This window comes from Hahella ganghwensis DSM 17046 (assembly GCF_000376785.1).
In the GTDB taxonomy this organism is placed as follows: Bacteria; Pseudomonadota; Gammaproteobacteria; order Pseudomonadales; family Oleiphilaceae; genus Hahella; species Hahella ganghwensis.
In genome coordinates, this window is the sequence record NZ_AQXX01000074.1 from 1 (window position 1) to 21,341 (window position 21,341).

The following is a 21,341-nucleotide window of genomic DNA, read 5'->3' on the forward strand; positions in this document are numbered from 1 at the left end:
TGCTGTGCTACAACATCATAAGGCGAGAAGCATCGATTGCGGCGGTAAGCTTTGATCGAGCCCCGTCTGACATTCGCTTCAAACCAGTGTGTGATTATATTGCTGTTCAGTTAATTGTGATGGCGGCTTCCAATCCGATATCTGGAACAGGTCGGCGCTTGTCAGAGTTAAGATCGGGAATTAGTAGTCTGTTTTTGGAGAGGCGTCCGAGGCCTACGACACCTCGGACGGTTAAGATATCAAAGACCCGATATCCAGTAGATCGCAATGCTGCTCCTCTTAAGTGAACAGCATTGCGGTAAACCGGGGTTTTTTCAGACTAGGTCTGGCTTACATCATGCCGCCCATTCCACCCATGCCGCCCATGTCAGGCATTGCAGGAGCAGACTTGTCTTCAGGCGCGTCAGTGACCATGCACTCTGTGGTGATCATCAGACCAGCAACAGAAGCGGCTGACTGCAGCGCAGTACGGGATACCTTGGCTGGATCCAGGATACCCATTTCCAGCATGTCGCCGTACTCTTCTGAACCAGCGTTGTAGCCAAATGCACCTTCACCTTGCTTAACTTTGTCAACGACCACTGAAGGCTCGCCACCAGCGTTCTCAACGATTTGACGCAGAGGAGCTTCCATCGCGCGACGCAACAGGTTGATACCAACGTTCTGATCAGCGTTGTCGCCTTTCAGGTCTGCAATTGCTTGCAGGGCACGAACCAGTGCCACACCACCACCAGGTACCACGCCTTCTTCAACGGCTGCACGAGTAGAATGCAGAGCGTCTTCAACACGTGCTTTCTTCTCTTTCATTTCAACTTCAGAAGCCGCACCAACTTTGATCACAGCAACACCGCCAGCCAGCTTGGCTACACGCTCTTGCAGTTTTTCGCGATCGTAGTCAGAAGAAGTGTCTTCGATTTGACGACGAATCTGAGCAACACGGGCTTCGATATCGCCTTTCGCACCGGAACCGTCGATAACGGTGGTGTTTTCTTTCGTGATCACGGCACGTTTTGCAGTACCCAGATCGTCCAGGGTCGCGTTTTCCAGAGTCAAACCGACTTCTTCGGAAATCACAGTACCACCGGTCAGGATAGCGATATCCTGCAGCATTTCCTTACGACGGTCACCGAAGCCAGGCGCTTTTACAGCAGCTACTTTCACGATACCGCGCATGTTGTTGACAACCAGAGTCGCCAGCGCTTCACCTTCCAGATCTTCAGAGATGATCAGCAGAGGCTTGGATGCTTTCGCAACGGCTTCCAGAACAGGCAACAGTTCACGAATGTTGGAGATCTTCTTGTCAACCAGCAGGATGAAAGGATCTTCCAGTTCAGCACTCATGTTGTCCTGGTTGTTGATGAAGTATGGAGACAGGTAACCACGGTCAAACTGCATACCTTCAACCACGTCCAGATCGTCTTCCAGACCGGTACCTTCCTCAACGGTGATTACACCTTCTTTACCTACTTTCTCCATTGCTTCAGCAATGATGGCACCGATACGCTCGTCGCTGTTCGCAGAGATAGTACCTACCTGAGCGATGGACTTGCTGTCGCCGCAAGGACGGGAAATGCCCTTGATCTGTTCAACCGCAGCAATCGTCGCTTTGTCGATACCGCGCTTCAGATCCATTGGGTTCATACCGGCTGCAACCGCTTTCAGACCTTCGTTCAGGATCGCTTGAGCCAGAACTGTTGCAGTAGTGGTACCGTCACCCGCTTCATCGTTGGTTTGGGAAGCAACTTCCTTCACCATTTGAGCGCCCATGTTTTCGAACTTGTCTTTCAGTTCGATTTCTTTGGCTACGGAAACACCGTCTTTAGTGACAGTAGGAGCGCCGAAAGATTTATCCAGAACCACGTTACGGCCTTTAGGACCCAAGGTTACCTTAACGGCATCGGCCAGTACGTTAACACCTTCAACCATACGCTTGCGCGCGGAATCACCAAATTTTACGTCTTTAGCTGACATAGTTTTAAATCCTGTTAGTTAGAGTTGATGACAATTCAATAGGGTTTCGCGTATCGACAGTTCGAGGCCTTAGCCTTCCAGAACACCGAATACATCGCTTTCACTCATGATCAGCAGCTCTTCGCCGTCAATCTTCACAGTGCTACCGGCATATTGACCAAATACCACCTTGTCACCGACTTTGACCGCCAGAGGACGCACGTCACCGTTGTCCAGGATACGGCCTTCGCCCACAGCCAGTACTTCGCCTTGAGAAGGCTTTTCTGCCGCATTACCAGGCAGAACGATACCACCTGCTGTTTTCGTTTCTTCTTCCTTACGGCGAACCACGATACGATCGTGTAATGGACGAATATTCATTTCGTTATTTCTCCCAGTTAGTTTTAACTAGCCGACTTTTTTGGGTTGATTATCTGCCGCCCCCTCAGCTCAACCGACGTCTGAGGCAAGCAGCATTGAATTGTGGTTGGATAGATGGGGGTGTCAGTGGCGATTTCAACACCCCAAAACAAAAAAATTCAGAAAAATTTTATTTTTTTTCCGAATTTTCCTCCTGTTGACCGTTCTCTCGGGTGAACTCCCCTTCGATGACCCTGGAACCAGTATCTGCAGGCCCCTGATTAAAGGGCGAACCGCCTGCCTGAGACTCCCCCATTCGCGGTCCCTGCTGAGGCCCTTGTTGTGTCCCGGAATAGAACCCTCCTTGTTGGTAGAAGGTCTGGGTATGGACATTCGGACTCTTCAATAGCCGCAATTGGAGAAACCTCACAAGGCCTTTGCGGGTAAAAGGCAATATCAGGCTCAGCCCCATAACATCCGTCATAAACCCCGGGGTGATCAGCATAACGCCTCCCATCATCAGCGCAACGCCTTCCATCAGCTCTGTGGCAGGAATTTCCCCCCGATTCATCTTCTCCTGAACCTGTGCAATCAAACTGAATCCCTGACGACGAAGCAACCAGACACCGGTCATGCCGGTCAGAATAACGATACCGACAGTGGCCCAGAAGCCAATCATCCCTCCGACCTGAATAATCAGAAAAATTTCACAAATGGCAATGAATGGAATCAGAAAAGGAAGACGGCTGTACATGAGTTCTCAATCTGGCCCTGTTTCAGGGGAGGTGGATGGAAAATTATCTAATGACAGGTATGAAGATGGTTGCAAATATGGAAATATCAACCCACCTTCGTTAATTTATCGTCCGACATCCTGTATTGTCGATCCGTTCCAGGTGGACGCCACCCTGTCCACCTGAGGTCTGCCGATGCGATCAATACCACGGCAGACCCTGACAAAGCAAACCCAAAAGGTTTAGCCATCCATTAAATAAGAAGGAAAAAACTATGCAAGTGAAAGACGCTGTTGTTGCAATTACCGGTGGCGGACAAGGACTCGGACGCTCCATGGCTTTGTATCTGGCAGCCCGGGGCGCCAGGCTCGCACTCGTGGACCTGATGGAAGACAAGCTCAATGAAACCATCAAACTATGTGAAGAAGCCGGTGGCCAGGCCAGAGCCTACGTATGCAACGTAGCCCGGGAAGATCAGGTTGAAACCACTTTCCAGGCAATCAAGGACGACTTCGGAGGCCTCGATGCCCTGGTCAATAATGCGGGCATACTCAGAGACGGACTATTACTCAAGGCAGAAGACGGCAAAGTCACCAAGAAGCTCAGCCTGGAGCAGTGGCAGTCGGTCATCGACGTCAACCTTACCGGAGTATTTCTGTGTGGGCGTGAAGCGGCAACCCAAATGATCGAATCCGACCGTAAAGGCTGCATCATCAATATTTCCAGCGTTTCCCGTGCCGGAAATTTCGGGCAGACCAACTATTCCGCCGCAAAATCCGGTGTTGTGGCCATGTCCGTCGCCTGGGCGAAAGAGCTGGCGCGCTACGGTATTCGCAGCATGGCGATAGCCCCTGGATTTATTGAAACCGAAATGACCGCCTCCATGAAACCGGAAGCGCTTGAAAAAATGACCAAACAGATTCCATTGCGCCGCATGGGACAACCTGACGAGATCGCTCACACTGTGGCCTATATTCTGGAAAACGACTATGTTTCAGGCCGGGTGGTCGAAGTGGATGGTGGCATCCGCGTCTAATCAGCGTCACTATGTTGGGAGCCCTCCCCGGGGTTCTCAACTGATCATCTCCCCACAATCGAAACGGTAGGTTGACTACTTTTATGACAGTTACTCAAGCCAATGAACGCATCCAGGCGATCTGGTTTGTTGTCAGTCAGATTCCCAAGGGCAAAGTTTCCAGCTATGGTCAGGTGGCCCGTATGGCCGGTCTGCCGGGCTTATCACGATACGTCGGATACGCCCTTAAACAGTTACCAGAGGAGACCGAGATTCCCTGGTTCAGGGTATTGAACAGCCAGGGTCGCATCTCCTTTCCTACCGGGAGTCCAGCCTACCTGAGGCAACAAAGCCAGTTAATTCTTGACGGTGTTGAAGTTCAGCAAGGCAAGGTCAATCTAAAACACTTTGGCTGGGCCCCCTGAATTCTGGTACTTTTGCACTTAAGTTTTGACGGGTGAGGCCGCCATGATTGATACTCAGGATTCACCGGACAACGCCAAACCAACCACTCGCCCTGACGAAAAGCATCTGAACAAAATTCAGAACCTGCTTCATTTGGGGATTTGTACGGCAGGAGAAGTTTCCAAACTAGTCGCGGAGATGCATGCCACTATCGCCTCAACCCCGGGACTATCCCTCAAAGTGACTCCCAACCCGTGGACCGGACACATACACCACACTGACGCTCCGCTTCCCTATCAGATCGTGAATGGCAGCTTTTATTGGCTATCCAGACTTCTCAGACCCTCAGCCACGGAGAAAATTGACTTCAGGGACTCCCGGTGGCGACGCACCAGATCAATATTAAATGGCGTTGCGGGTGACAAGCTCCAGAAATGGCACAACCAGCTCGCTATCAATATGAATCTGGTGAACCTGCGCGGACAACCTCTGGCTATTGACCGAACCTCAGAGACTCTGGGACGAGTTATCTTTCTTCATGGGCTTTGCCACTCTGAACTCGACTGGTGCTCAAAAGCCCATCTCCACTATGCCAAAGAGCTCAAAACTCGTGGACAGCAGGTCATGTGGCTACGCTATAACAGCGGACTCAATATTTTCAGAAACGGCCAGGATCTGGCAGAACTATTGGAAACGCAACAGCTTGGAGATCGTCCGCTAACGCTTATTGGCCACAGCATGGGCGGCTTACTGATACGCAGTGCGTGCTTTTACGCTGAGCAGCGCGAGCAGCAGTGGTTAAACTCTCTTACTCAGGCAGCCTACATTGGAACACCGCACCTTGGCGCCCCACTTGAGAGAATTGGACACCTGGCCAATTCTCTACTGGGTATCACCCCTTATGCCAAACCTTTCAAACGCCTGGGCAACTTTCGCAGCCAAGGCATTCAGGACTTACGTCACGGCTATATTTCTGAAGAAGAAACCAAGGCCTCTGACAAGAAGAGCTCGCAACCAAACCGGCTATACAAGGCAATTCATCCATCACTACCTCATTTGCCGGGCAACACCAGACATCTCCTGATCGCCTCCAGACTTCCTCTGTCCGAGAAGCTTTCACGCGCAACGGGTATTGAAGATGAAAACTGGCTCGGTGACGGCTTGGTGCCGATGAAGAGTGCGCTGGCAGAGGATCATCACCATGGACTAACCCTCGAAGCACCATTTCTTCAAAGAGTTCGACTGGAAGACCTGGGGCACATCAATATGCTGAGATCCCCAAAGATCTATCAGATTCTGACAAGAGAATTAATTTTCGACCCACCACACAAGTCTTAGGGTTGCTGGAATTATTTCTCGAAATTGCCTGGACCAACCTGTTCACAAATCGATGCATAGAAAGCATTAAGCGCAGCGATCAAGGGATTAGCCAGAGACTCCCGGGACACGATCCCCTCAGCCCCCAACTGGCTGCCCAATAGCGGCAAAGACAGGCAGGCATCCTCAATGATCCGTCCGCACATCGTAGAAACCACCTCACGCAGAGCCTCCTGTGCATGCGAAGCCCGTGGCGAAGTATTAATCAGGGCGACGGGCATATAGACAAATTCCTCGCCGCTCACCAGCCAATCCAATGCATTTTTCAATACCCCGGTGATCCCGTGCGCATATTCCGGACTGGCAATCACCAGGCCGTCTGCTTTGGCTATTTCGGCCTTAAAGTCTTCTACCTCGGATATCCGGACCATCTCCAGATCAGGGTTAAACAAGGGTAACCCGCCAATGCCTTTATAAATGACAACATCCATATTCTTAGGAGCCAATCGAGACATCGCCTCAATAACAGCGGAGTTATAGGACGCCTGCCGAAGACTCCCAGAAATCGCCAATATCCGTACTTTTTTCATATTCCTTCTTTCAATAGAGCAATTTAGGACCGGTTCAGGTCACTTGGTGATTGGCCCGCCAGAACATCACTGCCATTAGCAACATGCCAAAAAACACTACAACGGAAAAGATTCCGAGCAAGGGACCGATGAATTTTGGATCTGCATATCCCCCATATAACAGGAATAAACCCGTCAGCAAAAGTAAGGTTCCTCCCTGATGCACGAAAAACTGAATATTGGACAACAGGCTCTTCGCGGGAGGCAGCCACAACTTGTGAAAAATACCGTAAATCATTGAGACCACAAACCCCAGGAGCATGATGTGCGCATGGGTCACCATTTGACCATGATTTTTAGTCGCCGCCATCACAATCCCCAGAAGCAGGCCGATGAGAGCATAAATCAAGCCAGTGAATACAAACTTCCTATCCATACACTCCCCCTGACATCAAGACAACAGAGAATACCCCTTACAGATTAGCTTACTTTTTAACCACAGCTATAAATATCGACTTTATAAAACCGCCTTCAGCTCTATCAGCATAACGTCAGCGAAGCCGGAAGAGCGGAATATTAGTATTACTTATCAGGGGTTTTAATCTCCCTGACAAAAAGCCGCCGCCTCTCTGACAGATTCCAAATCTCTTTCATGCAGCATCATCTTTTCGGCGCGCACCAACAGATCCCGCCCATGCTGTTTAGCCAATCTCTGTACTTCCCCGTCCCCACCGCAGGAGAGGGAGCAAAGCGCAGCCAGGAGTTTTGATACAACTTCCACTTTACCCGCCCCGTCTCTGGATATCGCCCGAAAGGCGGATTCAAAAAGACATCTGGAACTCAACTCCGGCACATATACCCGATTAAATCTGACTGGCGGTTCTTTCTCATCCGTCTCATCAACAGGCCGACTATAGAAGCAAAGCAATCTTAACTGTGCCGATATAACATCAATAGCCGTACCAGGATCATTAACACTTTCCGAAAGGGCCCGGCAGGCTATCTCAGACAACACTTTGATACCGAACCCTGGATCTTCATCAAAGGTGCGGTCAGGACCAATGATAAACGCACTCTTCAACACATCCTGATCGGATATAGGGTCCCTATCTTTGACATACAAAAGAGGACAGTCACGCGCTACAAAAGTCCCGGGGAGTGCCGCCACAATCAACGAATAATCCCCGTCCTCAGCATGTTTCTGTAATATATCCATGTCAATTCTCTGGACGTAACCGATACGATCACTACACAGGGCCTCACCTTTATCTACTGTCCCATCAATTCGCTGACCTCCCAGTCGTGGAAGTTGCTTGCGTCGCTTAATTGCCTCCCTGGTTGCCCTTTCCACTTTAATAATTGTCGGCCCCAGTCGCCCCAGCCTGGCGACTCTGTCTACCCAGTGTACAAATGTAATGATGACAATTGCGAAGACCAAAAGTGTTAATACAAACAGAGTGAAGTGGCCTGCCTTGTCGTAATAGCCATTCTTGATGGAGACCAGCGCCACAATACTGTAAATGAAGGCACCGACAAAGACTGACAAAGCGTTCTGAGAAACATCGTCAGCAATGACCAGAGCAAAGGAACGGGGCGTGGCAGTGTTACTTGCCGAGGTATAGGCAGACAACATGGAAGCTACCGAAAATGTCGCGATGACCAGCATACTGTTTGACATGACCGTCAACAGAGAAACCACGGATTCCGGCGTTATTTCCGGCGTAAATGCAGCCATCCCATAATGATCGGCGAGCTTTGCTATAAAAGCCCCACTAATGGAAAGTACGCACGAGATTAGAGGCTTAAGCCAGAGTCGCTCACCGAGTCGGTTCAGATAAAACCTTATACGCTCTCTCATTAGCCATTCCCATGTGCATTGAAACCTTCCTAGAGATTAGTGCGATCTATAGACCGAGGAAAGCACAACACGGACTTTCATCCTCACCATGTTCGTCATATGAAACGTCAACAGACCCTGGATAATCCCGGCGGCAATAACACCGCCGGGATTATTGAGCTACGACTTATTCAGCCTCACCAACCAGGTCAACACCTGAGTAGCTACTGTAGGCTCTGATGCTCAGATACCAGGTACCCGAGGCCGGGTTGTTAAAAGAGCACTCTTCATTGTTACCGTAGTAATAGGGCCGGCAATTATAATTGCTGGTGGTAGGCTCCTGGCCATACCGGACATAGAGATCGGCATCTCCGGTACCACCAGACATTTTGACAGTTAGACGGGAAGTTCCGGATGGCACATCCAGAGAAAAGTGCTTCCACCCACCCTGACTGTCAGACAGATTAGTTTCCTCAACGCGAGGCCTTTCCCCAACTCTAAGCGTCTGCACTTTACTGTCGGATTTACCGTCATCATCAGTAACTGACAGCTCGACATCATATTCCCCGGCCATCGCATAGGTGTGCACCGGATTGCGGGAAATTGAGGAGTTACCATCACCGAAGTCCCATTGATAGCTGACGATATTGCCATCACTATCGGAACTTTCATCGGTAAAACTAACCTCAAGTTTATCCACAGAATAGGAAAAATCTGCCAAGGGATTCCCACTGGGCGTTTCGTTATCACCACTGGGCACCTGATTACCAAAGTAACCGGCCACCTGAGGCCAGATACGTTTGATCAACACCCCCTGGTTGGGACACCCTCCAAAGTGATGTAGGGCAATAACCCGATTGGTCCCCGCTGCCAACACTGGAGAACCGGAACTTCCGCCGATCGTGTCACAGTTATAACCCATATCCGTTCCAGTACCTCGACCATTGCGCGAAGGGTAGTCGACCCGACACAGCCCACCGCTGTTCTGGTCACTTTCTATGGAGAGCTCTTTGGGATTACCACTACCATGCTGGGGAATAAAAATACGCTCCTGCTCCGTCGGTGTTCTCACATCCAGCCCGTAATAACCGAAAGAGGCAACATCAGCAAAGTTGTTCACCGTAAACAGCGTATAGTCCAGCTCATAGTCCGTCGCCAACATGGTTGCCCCTGTCACAATGGTCGTACCAGCCAGTGAACCACCTCCACACTCCGTACGTTGATAGTTGAACCAGACTTCAGAGTTGGCAACCCCGGATTGCGAGGAAACACAGTGATTATTGGTGAAGACATGATTTCCCTCCCCCACACGCCAAGCGGTGCATAGTCCGGATCCCATCAGCAGACGTGCTACCGGGCGGGCCCGTTCAAACTCCGTCGGATAATTGTCTGCCCAACATTCAACATCACGTCTTTCGTTGATTCCGCAGGTAGAAAACGTGCTTGTTTCCAGCATCAGCATTTCTTCAATTTCATGCTCAGGAAAACCTTCCATAATGGAGTCGACTTCAACAATGTAGGACTTACTTCCACTACTGCCGGAAAAATACTCCACTACCGCTGTCGGCCCAATAATCGTCAATGCAGAGAAGGAACTCGATCCATCATCGCCTTCCTTTAAGGTATACAGAGCACTCTGCTCTCCACCATATCGATGCACCATCGTGCCTTCTGGATTACGGACTTCCACGTAACTCCCATCAGGAATATCAAAGTTGCTGAAATGGACTTTTATAAAACTGGCATTTTCCTTAGTGATAACAATCTGTCGCTGACCTATCGCCTGATAGTCCTGCTCTACTTCCCGACTGAATTGCCGATGGTTGCTCACTACCCCCCTGAAAGGCTTCTCAGAGGCGACAGTTAGCATCTGTGGTTGCAGTTTGTTTGATGTAACTCCTTGACTTGACGCCGCCCACAAACCGGAAGAAAGCGTCATAACGATCAAAATTACAGCTATCCTGGCTGCTATTGTGTTCATACGGTCCTCTCACATTAGATTATTATTTCCATTTTATTGAGTTTTTACACCTTACCTCTTCCTTAAATGGATCTACTCACACGAGAGAATTGTTATTATTGGTATGCTAATGGTTATATGATAGCTGATGAACTGCCAATATCAGGAAAGAGACGACAGTTTCTACGATTTAGTCTAAAAAGATGAACAATTATTCTTTTAGCGAATAAAAAGAATGTAGAAAGGATTTAAAAAAAAGAATGAAAACGGCATAAAAAGCCTGACAACCCACCGAACCGGCGGAATTGATAGAATCCAACCCGCTAAAGGCGGGCCGGACTCTATTTTAAATTAAACAGGGGGCAGCGATGATTGAGCACTATTGCCCCCACACAATTAAGAGCTTCAAGGCCAGGTCTGAACCCCATCCACAGCTAAACTGGATTTGTTGAGGCCATAACAATATCCATCACCCTCGGAAACATAATACTCCCGGGGAGCAGCCGAGTATCCGTAAGCGGCTATCTGTGCAGAAGCCTTATCAGTGAATGGTAACGCCCACATTGTCAGATAATCACGGAAATCCAGTCCGGATGCATAGGAAATCGCCATCACCAGCCAATCATTATGCTCGATATTCTTGGCTTCATTGTAACTGTAGGTGGAGAGTCCCAGATTGCCACGTGCCGCCAGCCAGTCAGCTTCGCTGCTCAACGCTGCGTTAAAGTTTCTTTCCAGAATGTGCATGCGGGGCAGCAGATTCCACCCATCATTCAAGGTTCCTTCTCCCTGAGCGCTCATCATGATCTGAATCATAATGCCGACGCCATTGGACCAGCCATTCAGATTCTGCTCCCTGACATAGGCTTCCGGATCAGTTTTGCCAACACTCTCGCGCAGAACGTTGAACATACTCTCAAAAGGCAGTGACTGGCACTGAGGATTATTCCCGGTGTCCAGATGGTACTGGGATTTGGAGTAGTAGGCATAAGGGTTGGTACTGGCATGCCCCTCCCATCCCACAAAGCGGAACCTGGAACGTTCCAGACCATGCCCCAGCTCATGGATATCACCATGGCCAATCGGGCTGAAAGACCAGTAGGCATCGTAAGGATTACCGGAACAACCATAGCCACATGTTGCCTGGTCGGCATTCATATGCTTCACCAGATCAATATGGGCGATATCAAGATCACGACTCTCGGCGAAGTCATGAATCTCACTGACAACTTCGATACCCGGCCCTTCGAAACCAGCCAGCACGTGAGGGAAGTTATGAACATATCGCATGGTTCCAGCCGCCAGAGCGGCCCCGGTTTTCCAGTTGTCGTCCTGCATGGACTCACGCATTTTATCCAGCTTGGAATGAACCTCAAACCCCGGCGTGACCAGCTCCGCCCAGTCATAATCACCTTCGGCCAGTGCTCTTTCAAAGCTGTCATGATCCTCATCCCCGTTCCAGAAGGGATGCTCCCCGACATTTGAGAATCTCAGCGAGACATTTTGACCATTCTCCCCAAACTGAATTTGAATCGGTCCACCATAGGTCGAGGTGAAGGAAATCGTCTCTCCTGGCGCGACACTGAACTTGGGTGTCTGCAGGAATTTGGGGCGATTGTATCCGTTATCCTGATACAGATGAGTCGCTCCGGGACGCTGAGTATTCACAAAAACGGCGGTCGTCACCTCGGCATCATCCAGTCGGCTGACCGTCACTGTCTGCCCAGGTAATGCATAGACGCCAGCAGCCCGAAAATAACGTTTGCTTTCCATATCTATCGTTTTGCTGACTGGCGTAATGTGGTCGAAATTACTACGGCTGAAATTCCCCATATCGGGCTGGGCGGGGTTCAGGCTGCGGTAGTTGTAAACAGCATGATCAGCATAAAGCGACTTTAGAAAAGCGGTATCGTCTGTGGTCACTTTATCCATCGGATAACTGACCGTGGATCGAAAGTGATCCCCTATCAGAGCCAACAACTTGGTATAACGATTACCTGGGCCGGCAAAAACATCCACCTTGCTCTCATCGAGCCCCTTCATTAGATCCCGGACCTCTTCGGCACCATCATAAAACTCAGACTGCAGCCCGCTCACTCCGGAACAGTCATCTTCGTCACAGGCAGACCAGTTAAAGGCGTAATCTCCCAACCGGAAGTGGTCAAGCATGATCTGAACCCTGGCAACAGAAGCTGGAATTTCCCCCATGTGCTCCAGAGAGTCATAACCACTCAGGTATAGCTTTTTCCAATAGTTGTCTTCCTGATAGGCGACGTTAAACAAATCAAATAGTTCAGCCCCCAAAGCCGTCAGGTTGCCGTCCAGATGCATATACAGCACAGGCACACCTTCAGCCATGGCCTCCGCGACAGTTTCGGCAATCTCCTCAGCATCTGCCGCATCACTTTTCTGAGAGATAATCAGCAAGTCCGGATCAGCGCTCAAACATTCTGCCAAGTTGGTACCATCGCATTCTCCCTTAGCGTTGTAGTTCACATTGTCGGTGAATCGATCATCCATCCAGTTCCGGGTCGCTGTGGCATCCGGAAACCAGTAGCCATCATCCATTTGGGCAATGACCAACTGCAAAGGCTGTTCATCAAAGTTACTACGCCGCACCAGCCACCCAATACTGTTGAGCATAAACTGATGCATCTGCTCGTTTATCTCGGCAGATCGCTCCATATTGCGCATGGGGTTGCTTCCCATGACCAGGTAACGGGTCTTGTCACCGCCAGCATTGGTTTCCACCGTTTCACCGACAACCGCCAATCCTCTTTCCGCAGCCTCTCCACCATTTTTGGAAGCGTTGGAAACCAGGATAACCTCGTTATTACCGAAGCTGGCCTCCAACTGAGCTGCATCATGGGTTGGGTCCCAGGTAATCGAGGTCAGGCTGTCGCCACCGTCCTTGGCAGTGCCATCCGAATCCAGGTTGAATATGTCGATTCTCGCCTGACGATAATGATTTCTGATGTCTGCAATCGTCTCCAGACCCGCCTGAACCAGATCATAGCTATCGTCAACCAATAGCGCATTTCCCATCCGAATGGCTTGCTCCACCGGATTAAAGGCAATTTCAAGATTGAATTTAAGATCAGAGGCCTTCTTGCCGTCACTGACCCTAATCACGATATCACGCCTCATACCGAGATCACCCGCCCCCGGCATACCGCTAACTTCGCCTGTCTCAGGATCAATGCTCATCCAGTCTGGGGCGTTGATCAATTCAAATCTGAGTTCACCACCCTCTGGATCACTGGCTTCCGGCGTAAAGGTAAATCGCTCCCCCTCCTTAGCCATGGCTGGTGAACCGGAAATACTTGGCGCACTATTGCCACTTCCATCACCGCCTCCTGTGGAGCCTCCACTGTCTCCGGAATCTCCTCCGGAACCACAACCTGTCAACACCAGAGCACTGCTGACCAACACCGCGCCCATGAAGGGATACAACTGCATATCAATCCTCTATCTCTATTTTTTCAAAAAGTACCTTTTCCTGGGGCGCTCAACTTTTCCGAACTGTCGCCAGGCTTTTACAAAGTACTTTCGAATTCAGACCCACCTCCTATGTAACTTTTGATCACCTTTTGTTTTAAATAAGTAACAAGCCACTAAAATGTGCGCTACTTCATATCAAAAAATTTAAAAAAAAGGTTTGAACTTTTATTAAAAAGCCAACAAAAAGAGGTGCTTAGCTTCAAGAGAATAAAGTATTGGAACACAGACTTCTGTCGTCTGAATGCATGAAATCCAAATAGGCCATTTGCATGATATTTAACCAACAACCTACCTTTCCAATCCTTGGAACCACAACGCGCCAACCAGCCAGGCAACAGGCGTGTAAACATTAAAAGCGCTGGAATTACACCACTCTAAACGGTGAACATCCTGCAAACCAGAAGAAGAGGAACAATAAAAAGGATATGACGCAAAATAGCGTGATGGCGTAATTTACAGCGTCGCGCAGCCAGAAACTTAACTCCGGCCACGCGTTTGCCTAAACTCAGTAGAGATCGTATTCAATCACCAGCTTAGGCGCATGACTGCTTTCCCGACTTTCGATATCAACACCGTCAGAGGTCCCTTCAGACACCAGGACAACGCCATAATTGGGCGCCCCCGCCAGCCACTCCTGAACCGCCAGCAATCCGGCATCTCCGAGATCAACCGTCAATGTCCCGTTGTTAGACGGCGTGAAGGTAGCCAACCTGCTCCCCAGAGCCTCTGCATCACTCCATTGTGCTGAATCTTCGGTCCAGTTTTTTTCTGCGATGTACAAGCTGTAGCGACCGCGAGAACGATTAATAACAGACAACTCAACACTGACATCGTTCGGCTGAGCCTGTGGTGGGATGTCTCCGAGATCCCAGTGCATCAGTACTCTTAACTCCTCCCCACCATCACTGCCATCCGCTTCCAAACGAACGGTGTTCTGCCGGCGCCCCTCGGAACCGACGGAAATATCTTTTGTTGAAACCAGGGATTTCGAGCCCTGGCCGGAGGAATCATCCCCCATCTGATGGGTAATGACCAGTTTGGCTCCCTGACCTCCTTCACGGGAGACAAAGTCAACGCCATTGGAAGTTCCCATACTGGCAATCAGCAGACCATGATTTGATTCTGAGCCATTTACCCATCCCTGTATCAGACGACGACCTTCCTCATTCAGCGTGACACTCTGGCTGCCACTACTGGAAGGGGTAAAAACGCCAACTCTGGTGCCAATGTCGGCGTCCCCCCAATCAGCTTCACTCTCTGACCAGGAACCGGAAACTGCGTAAATACCGTATTCACCACTGGACGTGTTGGAAATCTGCAATACGACTTTCACTTCATCGATCAGGGCATCCGCCGGCAGTTCAGACAGGCTCCAGGCCGGTAATGCCCGCAGTTCCTGCCCACTATCAGACCCATCGGCATAGACTTCATCACCGTTGTCGTAGAATCCACCACTACCCACAGAAACATCCTGCGTTACTGACACCGTAGTGACATTGCCATCACCGGGATCCGGATTATCATCTCCCTGCACCTGGGTCAGGCCATCACCTGAACGCGACAGAGTCATCACCTCACCTACTGATTGTGGGCCCCATAAGTTCAGGTTTTGCGGCAAAGCCAAAGGATCTGATTCACGAACCTCGCGAGACAGTGGCGAGACATTTCCCTCCCCGGAGAACCGGGCTGTACGCACCAGAACATTCTCCCCGGAGAACTGGACAATCTTCAACTGCGCAAAACTGTCCTGATCAATAATCCAGTCGGAATATCGATCTGCGGACCGGGTCGGCGCCCCCCAACTTCCTTCGCCAACATATAGTGTCCCGGCATCTGCCCGGATATAGCTTCCATCACTTGGAATGACCGGCCAGGTGTATTTCACCAGATGGCTGTCAGATTCAAAGGACAGATTCATCTTGTAAGAGTGAAACGGATCCGCCCATTCGTACATTTTGTAGTATTTGGAGGGTTTCGATGTCGTGCGTGGAAACATGGGTTTATGGTATTGCACCATGCGCCAGCTGACACCGGAGCCGTCTGAGGCAAGGTCGGACTGCAGCCAGTTCATCTGCTCGCGCCACTCCGTTTCGTATCCAGAGTTTCTGAACTCCGTATTCAGGGTATAAAAACGGGCCTGACCACCGCCGACGGAAAATGCGAAATAGGTATCATCCAGAGTACAGTTGCCATCCTGATTCGCATCCACTCCAAATACCTTGCAGATAAACGTCTGATCGTCATTTTCATGATTACCGACGGTTGGTACCAGAGGATATACCCGCTTGTAATCCAACCCGTCAATGACATCGCTGGAATAGCTTTCCGTCCAGTCGTCCAGCCACTCATCCAGTTCACTGGCCCGGTTGTCGTCAGTCAGGTCACCACCGAACAATACAAACTGTGGCCGGATCTTACTGACCAGACGATTACCCTGGCGACGGGCTGTCGGATTGCTGCGCGAATCTCCCCCAGCAATAAAAGTGAAATCCGAGGCCGTATCAGAGGCACTTCTGAACCAGAATCGCTCACTGCAACCCGCGTTGTCACACGCCCGAAAATAATAACTGGTCGATGGCTGCAGCCCGGTAAGCCGGACAAAATAGCTGCGCAGATTACCGTCAAAGTTATAACTTTTCTGATAAGCCTGATTAGACCAGCCATTTCCACTCGGATCAGTTCCCCATATCACGTAAGGACTACTTCCGCTCCCTTCAGAGAATCCGATTATGGCTTCATGGGACGGATCATGGTCCCACACCACCCGAATCTGTTCCGGCGCAGCCTGCACTGAGGTACCGACCGCTGCCAGCACCAAGCCTGCTGCGACCTGCTTTGCTTGTTTCATCATCGTTGTTCCAACCTTCCTCGTTGTTACGAAAATGCAGCGTCCGGCCTCGCCGGTAAATTACCTCTACGCTACGCCATCCCCCCCATGGCTTTTCAATCACAGCCGCCAAATAAAGCGCCAAGAACAAGCCTGATTTCAACATCCTTCTGGTCTCACCATTACTCCAGATCGGACACCAGTCTTGCCCAAGCCACCACATAAGGGGGTAAAGTCTGCTCACTCGCCTGATAAAAGTTGTAAGTTCTGATCACCAACTCCCCACCTTTTTCCCTGGTAGTCGCACTCCAATAAGGACCCATCACGGTTCTGGGAAACAGGTAGGAATTGATCATAGGGCGGCCTGGAGAAGACCCCAGATCCGTCAGTGATTTGAGTTCATCAATCGTCGGCAGACGCCAGGATGACGCACCGCAAAATTTTATCCGGTTTAGATGCCGAACCAGATCCTCGGTATCACAGGGGACGATTTTGTCCGCAACCATACAGCTCCCAAGATCTGACTGTCCCTGCATTTGCCCATTCTGCCCCGGATTCAGCCATGAAAAACTGGATTTATAGTGGCGCAGAATTTCCTGCGGGCTTTTCACTTCCCAGATCACCTCCTGGTCCATATCCCTGACACAAGCCCAAGGCCCCTGATGGGGGGCTACTTTTCGGCCTTGGATATCCAGTTTCTGCCACCGGGACAACTGAGCCTCTATCAGCTCACCAGCACTTCGGATATCAATGCGGTCAGGAAGCCCCGTTCTGACCACCATGGCGATGACCAGGCAAATCGGCAAGATAACGCCTACGGCAAGGGATCCGAGAATTCGTTTCCGCAGGCGGGCACTCACGGCTGCATCCTCAATCGAATGGGCCGGTGATGATAGGCGTGACGTGTCTGAGCATGGTTAAACGGTGCCACCCACATAAAGACGCCGTCTTCAATCACAATATCGTAGGGAGATCCGGTATCCCTCGCACGGGCCAGCTCCAGAGTCCAGACACCATCCTGCCATCTGGCCCGCCCACGAACGTCACCTCTATCCCCCTCGTAATGGCTCATCCAAAGCACTGACGGCATCCGGGCACCTGTCGGGAGAGTATCCAACTCCGGCGAATAAGCCCGGGACCCGTACCAGGCCATTGCATTCTGATCCACAGGCTTGACCAGAGTATCACCAGGGAGGCGCAGCGGTGTTATGCCATCTGAACGAAACCATTCCCAGTTCTGCCTGACGCCACCAGCTTCCGCCGGATCAGTCTGATAACCGGCTTTGTATCGAGGACAAAATGCACAGGGAGCTTCAGGAGGGCCGAAGTGATCATCATCCAGAACAGACATATCGGCTCCCCGCAGGGCCTTCCAATGCCAGACATCTCTGATCGTGCCATCTGTGGTGTAATGAAACCCTCTGCCTGATCGACTGACGGGGTAGCCAGACAACGGCGCTTTTCCAAGATGAATACTGTTATCACCAGCAAATCCATTTCCTTGGGAGATCATCACTGCGAGCTTGTCTTCGTAGAAGGTCCGTTCATCATCGCGCTCGAACCCGTCATGCAAAGCGCTCCAGCCCTCGGAGGATTTGACCAGAGGCAAGTGGGCGTAGTCAGGCGTGTCATCCGGCCAACTGATAAGAAAGTAGGCTGTATATTGATTTGCCATCGCCTTTATCCGGACTGGCACTGACTGCTGGTACTGATTACCCTGGGAAGTGACAACCGTTAACGCCGGAGCCTGAGTCCATACCTCGTCCGAAGCATCTCCGTCGACCTTTATGCGCACCTGATCTGGCAGATCGAACACGTAGAGATCCTGTTGACCTGCACCGCTTCCCCACCAAAAGAACGCGCCAACCAAGCCGGCTGTCAGAACAATGCCAAGCCCGGAAGCCTTATACGCCGGGATAAAAACGGAAGGCAAAAAACGCCCTCGCCTCACCACTAATTGCTCAAGCATGTGGAGCACAACAATCGCTAACAGCAAAAGAGACAACCAATAGTGCAGAGGCAGCATCAAATCGGAAAACATGACACCGAAATACAACGCCAGACCGCTACCTAATTGCGCAGGTAACAATACGTAGAGAAGGGAAATCGCCACACCTGAAGACCTTGAACTGGAAGAACCAAGTGTTACCCATTTCCTCCGTAAGGCGCCAACAACAACCAAAAGCAGTATGATCCATGCGACAGCGGCACCTAAGTGCCAGGCAATCACGTTTCCCTGGGGAGCAATAAAAGCCCACAATTCACCGAGCAACCAATCCCCATCGACAGCCAGTCGTAATCCACTGGCCATACTCACTGTAAACAGTGATATCGCAAATAGATGAACAATAACGCGTAACCAGTGTGATGCAGGAAATATCATGGGTCTTTTGAATCGTCAGGTCGTTCCTTGTCTATTTCCTCTGAGCCCGGAAAGCATGCTTATCCGGTAGAAAAAATAGCGGTATCATTTCTCTGTTTAAGGAACAGTGCAGTAAGGTTCCATCGTAGAGTTCAGTGAATCCTACCTCAATTGCCTTTACTGCATAGTCCATTTGTATTTGGCAGGAATGGTTTGCGACAGACAGCCTGATCAAGAGGTGTTGCAAAGGTGTGACACCTTTGGGTCGAAATGATATTTCCACCCAACAGAACCACAAAAAGAACCAGAGGAACACCCAAGGACCATTGAGGGCATCGGTTCAGTTGAGCAGATATGCCAAGATTCAGATAAATAAAAATTGATATAACTGGCAATAAAAGAAAGGAAGGTATTCATAAAACGATCCTTATTTCATGAATGGAAAGAACGCCGAAAGAATCAACTCCCCGGTTCGGCATGTCAGGATAAATTTTAGCCTACAGTGATTGCGATTCAACCAAAGCAATACTAGATCAACGCCAATACCGGACACTCGTCTCTATACAGGTAAGAGCATTAACTTCTGTGCAATCACCAGTACCGGTACCGGAAGTGCCGCCAAAGCGATGGTCAGCAGAAAACGCCCGTATGAGAGAACTCCACTCATACCACAGACCATAGCGATTCCCCCACCCCCACCGATCAGGGAATTACCTGGCAGGTTCAGTAACACCGCGATCAATAGATAATGATGCTTGACCCAGAACTGAACTCTTCTGGAGTCCAATTGAGCCATGAGCTCACTCAGACGCTGTGACCGTTCGACTTCCGACATTTTATTAAGAATGGCTGCCGCCTTGACCAAATGAAAAAACAACAGCAATTTCACCAACATCGCGAGAGGAATATTTCTGCCTGCGATATAGGCAAGAGAAAGAGATAGAAGAGTCAGACAATAAATCGTGATCACTCCGCCAACATCTACCATCGCCAGCAACAGCAAGCCGATTTCGATCGCGGGCAGGAAAGGTAGTGTCATAAAGACAACGAAAAGCACCATCAGAATTTTGATGATTCGGTCCATATAAAAAGGATTATGTGGCCAAACCTGGTAATTCAGGTATTCGACAAGCCATTGGCCAGAGAAATTCAGTGCCGTCACAATACAAACAAACAGAAACAGCTTCAGCACCATTTTGCTGGTACTGAAAGCAGATGTGTCGGCCATAGGATGATTATTCACGTCAGGCCCATCAGAAACCTCACCTGGAGATAACAGCTTTACTCCAGATCAATCATCAAGCTATCCCAGCAAAGCTCCTTACCAGTCCTGTAGCAGAATACTGCCACGCGATATTTCAATTTTAGTAGATAACTATCATTTAATCTGGTTAGTTGACGAATATTTACAACGCCCACACGCTCTGCCGGTCGTCGAACTAAGAATACCCACTACGAAGCAATGACTGTCCATGACTTACTGTGGAGCAAACGCCTATTCTTTCTTTGACACATGCTTTCTTGGCCCCTTTATTTCCTGGCTCCTTCCTTTCTTGCTTCCTTTGCTTGCCTCATCATAATCGCACTAGTATTTTCGCTCAGGGTGCTTGACTGGAAAGCCTTTCCACCAGCGAATCAATAAGAACCCGCAACGGCCTTGCCATATATTTACGGGAGGAGTACAAGCCATAGATTCCCATGCCTTGTGGAACGTAATCCGGTAACAGTTGCACCAGCTCCCCACGATCAATCAGTGGTTTTACAGCATAATCGGGTTGCATTGTAATCCCCAAACCTTCCCTGGCAGCCCTCATCAGTATTGACGAATCATCTGCCGACAGAGAACCGGCAACCGCGACTGACACGGGTTCATCCGCAAGGTAAAAGTTCCACAAACTCTTACCGAACCTGGCATAGGTCAGACAATTATGACGACCAAGATCCTCAATGCTCAGCGGACGACCACAACGTTTCAGGTAAGCAGGGGCAGCACAGACGATTGAAGGACATTCCCCTAATTTTCTGGCAATCAGATTCGGATCGAGATGGTTGGTAATCCGGATCGCAAGATCGATACGTTCTTCCACCAGATTAACCGGTTCATCGCTGACATGAAGATCCACTTTCACCGCAGGATAGCGTTCCAGAAAATCCCTAAAAAAGGAAACGAGAACATCCTGACCCAAGCTCTGGGGGCAACTGATTCTCAAACTGCCCTTGATCTCCCCTTCCTCTGCCAGAGAGGCGGTTTCGACCTGATCTGCCAGCGCCAGCAATTGCCGACAGTGTTCAAGCACTCTTTCCCCTGTCGAAGTCAGTCCAATACGCCGGGTGGAACGATGTAGCAGCCGGGCCTCAGCCCACCCTTCCATTTCCTCAAGATAACGGGTCACCATGGAACGGGACATATCCAGGCCTCTTGCCGCAGCCGACAGGCTCCCCAAATCAACAATGGCAACAAACACACGAGCCGCTCTGATCCTATCCATTATTCGTCCGATTTA

At 50.1% G+C, this 21,341-nt stretch carries 17 protein-coding genes and 1 pseudogene; 5 read left to right on the top strand and 13 right to left on the bottom strand.

Annotation, left to right across the window (positions count from 1 at the left end; genetic code table 11):
- A pseudogene (locus F566_RS36165) lies at positions 1–287 on the top strand (IS4 family transposase); the annotation flags it as partial.
- Between the two features lie 43 nt (positions 288–330).
- Here F566_RS36165 and groL read toward each other — a convergent pair.
- The 3 genes from groL to F566_RS31860 form a co-directional block, all read right to left on the bottom strand.
- Entirely contained in the window at positions 331–1,971 is a 1,641-nt protein-coding gene (groL, locus tag F566_RS0103975; RefSeq protein ID WP_020405680.1) for a chaperonin GroEL, read from the bottom strand.
- 69 nt (positions 1,972–2,040) lie between these two features.
- Entirely contained in the window at positions 2,041–2,331 is a 291-nt protein-coding gene (gene groES / locus F566_RS0103980) for a co-chaperone GroES (protein ID WP_020405681.1), read from the bottom strand.
- A 169-nt stretch (positions 2,332–2,500) separates the two neighbouring features.
- A complete protein-coding gene (locus F566_RS31860; RefSeq protein ID WP_020405682.1) occupies positions 2,501–3,064 on the bottom strand; it encodes an FxsA family protein in 564 nt (187 codons plus the stop codon).
- Here F566_RS31860 and F566_RS36770 point away from each other — a divergent pair.
- The 4 genes from F566_RS36770 (at position 3,063) to F566_RS35190 (ending at position 5,802) form a co-directional block, all read left to right on the top strand.
- A complete protein-coding gene (locus F566_RS36770; RefSeq protein WP_020405683.1) occupies positions 3,063–3,230 on the top strand; it encodes a hypothetical protein in 168 nt (55 codons plus the stop codon). The two genes, F566_RS31860 and F566_RS36770, sit on opposite strands and share 2 nt — an antisense overlap.
- 88 nt (positions 3,231–3,318) lie before the next feature.
- A complete protein-coding gene (locus tag F566_RS0103995; protein WP_020405684.1) occupies positions 3,319–4,080 on the top strand; it encodes an SDR family oxidoreductase in 762 nt (253 codons plus the stop codon).
- A gap of 83 nt (positions 4,081–4,163) precedes the next feature.
- Entirely contained in the window at positions 4,164–4,484 is a 321-nt protein-coding gene (locus F566_RS0104000) for an MGMT family protein (RefSeq protein ID WP_020405685.1), read from the top strand.
- Between the two features lie 43 nt (positions 4,485–4,527).
- Positions 4,528–5,802, top strand: coding sequence for an esterase/lipase family protein (locus F566_RS35190; RefSeq protein WP_020405686.1), 1,275 nt, complete (start codon positions 4,528–4,530; stop codon positions 5,800–5,802).
- An 11-nt stretch (positions 5,803–5,813) separates the two neighbouring features.
- On the opposite strand, the gene F566_RS0104010 is transcribed toward F566_RS35190, so the two are convergent.
- The 10 genes from F566_RS0104010 to F566_RS0104055 form a co-directional block, all read right to left on the bottom strand.
- Positions 5,814–6,371 (bottom strand): NADPH-dependent FMN reductase, encoded by a 558-nt coding sequence (locus F566_RS0104010; protein WP_020405687.1) that lies wholly within the window; start codon positions 6,369–6,371, stop codon positions 5,814–5,816.
- 34 nt (positions 6,372–6,405) lie between these two features.
- Positions 6,406–6,786 carry a hypothetical protein gene (locus F566_RS0104015; RefSeq protein ID WP_020405688.1) on the bottom strand — a complete coding sequence of 127 codons (381 nt, stop codon included), beginning with the start codon at positions 6,784–6,786 and terminating at the stop codon, positions 6,406–6,408.
- Between the two features lie 162 nt (positions 6,787–6,948).
- Entirely contained in the window at positions 6,949–8,208 is a 1,260-nt protein-coding gene (locus F566_RS0104020) for a DUF2254 domain-containing protein (protein WP_026179740.1), read from the bottom strand.
- Between the two features lie 166 nt (positions 8,209–8,374).
- Entirely contained in the window at positions 8,375–10,168 is a 1,794-nt protein-coding gene (locus F566_RS0104025) for a PKD domain-containing protein (protein ID WP_026179741.1), read from the bottom strand.
- A gap of 384 nt (positions 10,169–10,552) precedes the next feature.
- Positions 10,553–13,606 (bottom strand): ImpA family metalloprotease, encoded by a 3,054-nt coding sequence (locus F566_RS0104030; RefSeq protein ID WP_020405691.1) that lies wholly within the window; start codon positions 13,604–13,606, stop codon positions 10,553–10,555.
- 547 nt (positions 13,607–14,153) lie between these two features.
- On the bottom strand, positions 14,154–16,499 hold the full coding sequence (locus tag F566_RS0104035; RefSeq protein WP_020405692.1) for a DNRLRE domain-containing protein: 2,346 nt from the start codon (positions 16,497–16,499) through the stop codon (positions 14,154–14,156).
- A gap of 158 nt (positions 16,500–16,657) precedes the next feature.
- A complete protein-coding gene (locus tag F566_RS0104040) occupies positions 16,658–17,335 on the bottom strand; it encodes an Lcl C-terminal domain-containing protein (RefSeq protein ID WP_020405693.1) in 678 nt (225 codons plus the stop codon).
- On the bottom strand, positions 17,332–18,858 hold the full coding sequence (locus F566_RS0104045; RefSeq protein WP_020405694.1) for an ethylbenzene dehydrogenase-related protein: 1,527 nt from the start codon (positions 18,856–18,858) through the stop codon (positions 17,332–17,334). The genes F566_RS0104040 and F566_RS0104045 overlap by 4 nt, the downstream gene beginning before the upstream one ends.
- Before the next feature lie 538 nt (positions 18,859–19,396).
- Positions 19,397–20,080: a hypothetical protein gene (locus F566_RS0104050; protein WP_169334432.1), complete on the bottom strand. Its 684-nt coding sequence runs from the start codon at positions 20,078–20,080 to the stop codon at positions 19,397–19,399.
- A gap of 355 nt (positions 20,081–20,435) precedes the next feature.
- Complete coding sequence (locus F566_RS0104055; RefSeq protein WP_020405696.1) at positions 20,436–21,326, bottom strand: LysR family transcriptional regulator; 891 nt, start codon at positions 21,324–21,326, stop codon at positions 20,436–20,438.
- Positions 21,327–21,341: the final 15 nt, after the last annotated feature.

Coding starts and splice junctions, on each gene's coding strand:
- groL (WP_020405680.1), bottom strand. CDS start 1,971: ATGTCAGCTAAAGACGTAAAATTTGGTGATTCCGCGCGCAAGCGTATG.
- groES (WP_020405681.1), bottom strand. CDS start 2,331: ATGAATATTCGTCCATTACACGATCGTATCGTGGTTCGCCGTAAGGAA.
- F566_RS36770 (WP_020405683.1), top strand. CDS start 3,063: ATGAGTTCTCAATCTGGCCCTGTTTCAGGGGAGGTGGATGGAAAATTA.
- F566_RS31860 (WP_020405682.1), bottom strand. CDS start 3,064: ATGTACAGCCGTCTTCCTTTTCTGATTCCATTCATTGCCATTTGTGAA.
- F566_RS0103995 (WP_020405684.1), top strand. CDS start 3,319: ATGCAAGTGAAAGACGCTGTTGTTGCAATTACCGGTGGCGGACAAGGA.
- F566_RS0104000 (WP_020405685.1), top strand. CDS start 4,164: ATGACAGTTACTCAAGCCAATGAACGCATCCAGGCGATCTGGTTTGTT.
- F566_RS35190 (WP_020405686.1), top strand. CDS start 4,528: ATGATTGATACTCAGGATTCACCGGACAACGCCAAACCAACCACTCGC.
- F566_RS0104010 (WP_020405687.1), bottom strand. CDS start 6,371: ATGAAAAAAGTACGGATATTGGCGATTTCTGGGAGTCTTCGGCAGGCG.
- F566_RS0104015 (WP_020405688.1), bottom strand. CDS start 6,786: ATGGATAGGAAGTTTGTATTCACTGGCTTGATTTATGCTCTCATCGGC.
- F566_RS0104020 (WP_026179740.1), bottom strand. CDS start 8,208: ATGAGAGAGCGTATAAGGTTTTATCTGAACCGACTCGGTGAGCGACTC.
- F566_RS0104025 (WP_026179741.1), bottom strand. CDS start 10,168: ATGAACACAATAGCAGCCAGGATAGCTGTAATTTTGATCGTTATGACG.
- F566_RS0104030 (WP_020405691.1), bottom strand. CDS start 13,606: ATGCAGTTGTATCCCTTCATGGGCGCGGTGTTGGTCAGCAGTGCTCTG.
- F566_RS0104035 (WP_020405692.1), bottom strand. CDS start 16,499: ATGATGAAACAAGCAAAGCAGGTCGCAGCAGGCTTGGTGCTGGCAGCG.
- F566_RS0104045 (WP_020405694.1), bottom strand. CDS start 18,858: ATGATATTTCCTGCATCACACTGGTTACGCGTTATTGTTCATCTATTT.
- F566_RS0104055 (WP_020405696.1), bottom strand. CDS start 21,326: ATGGATAGGATCAGAGCGGCTCGTGTGTTTGTTGCCATTGTTGATTTG.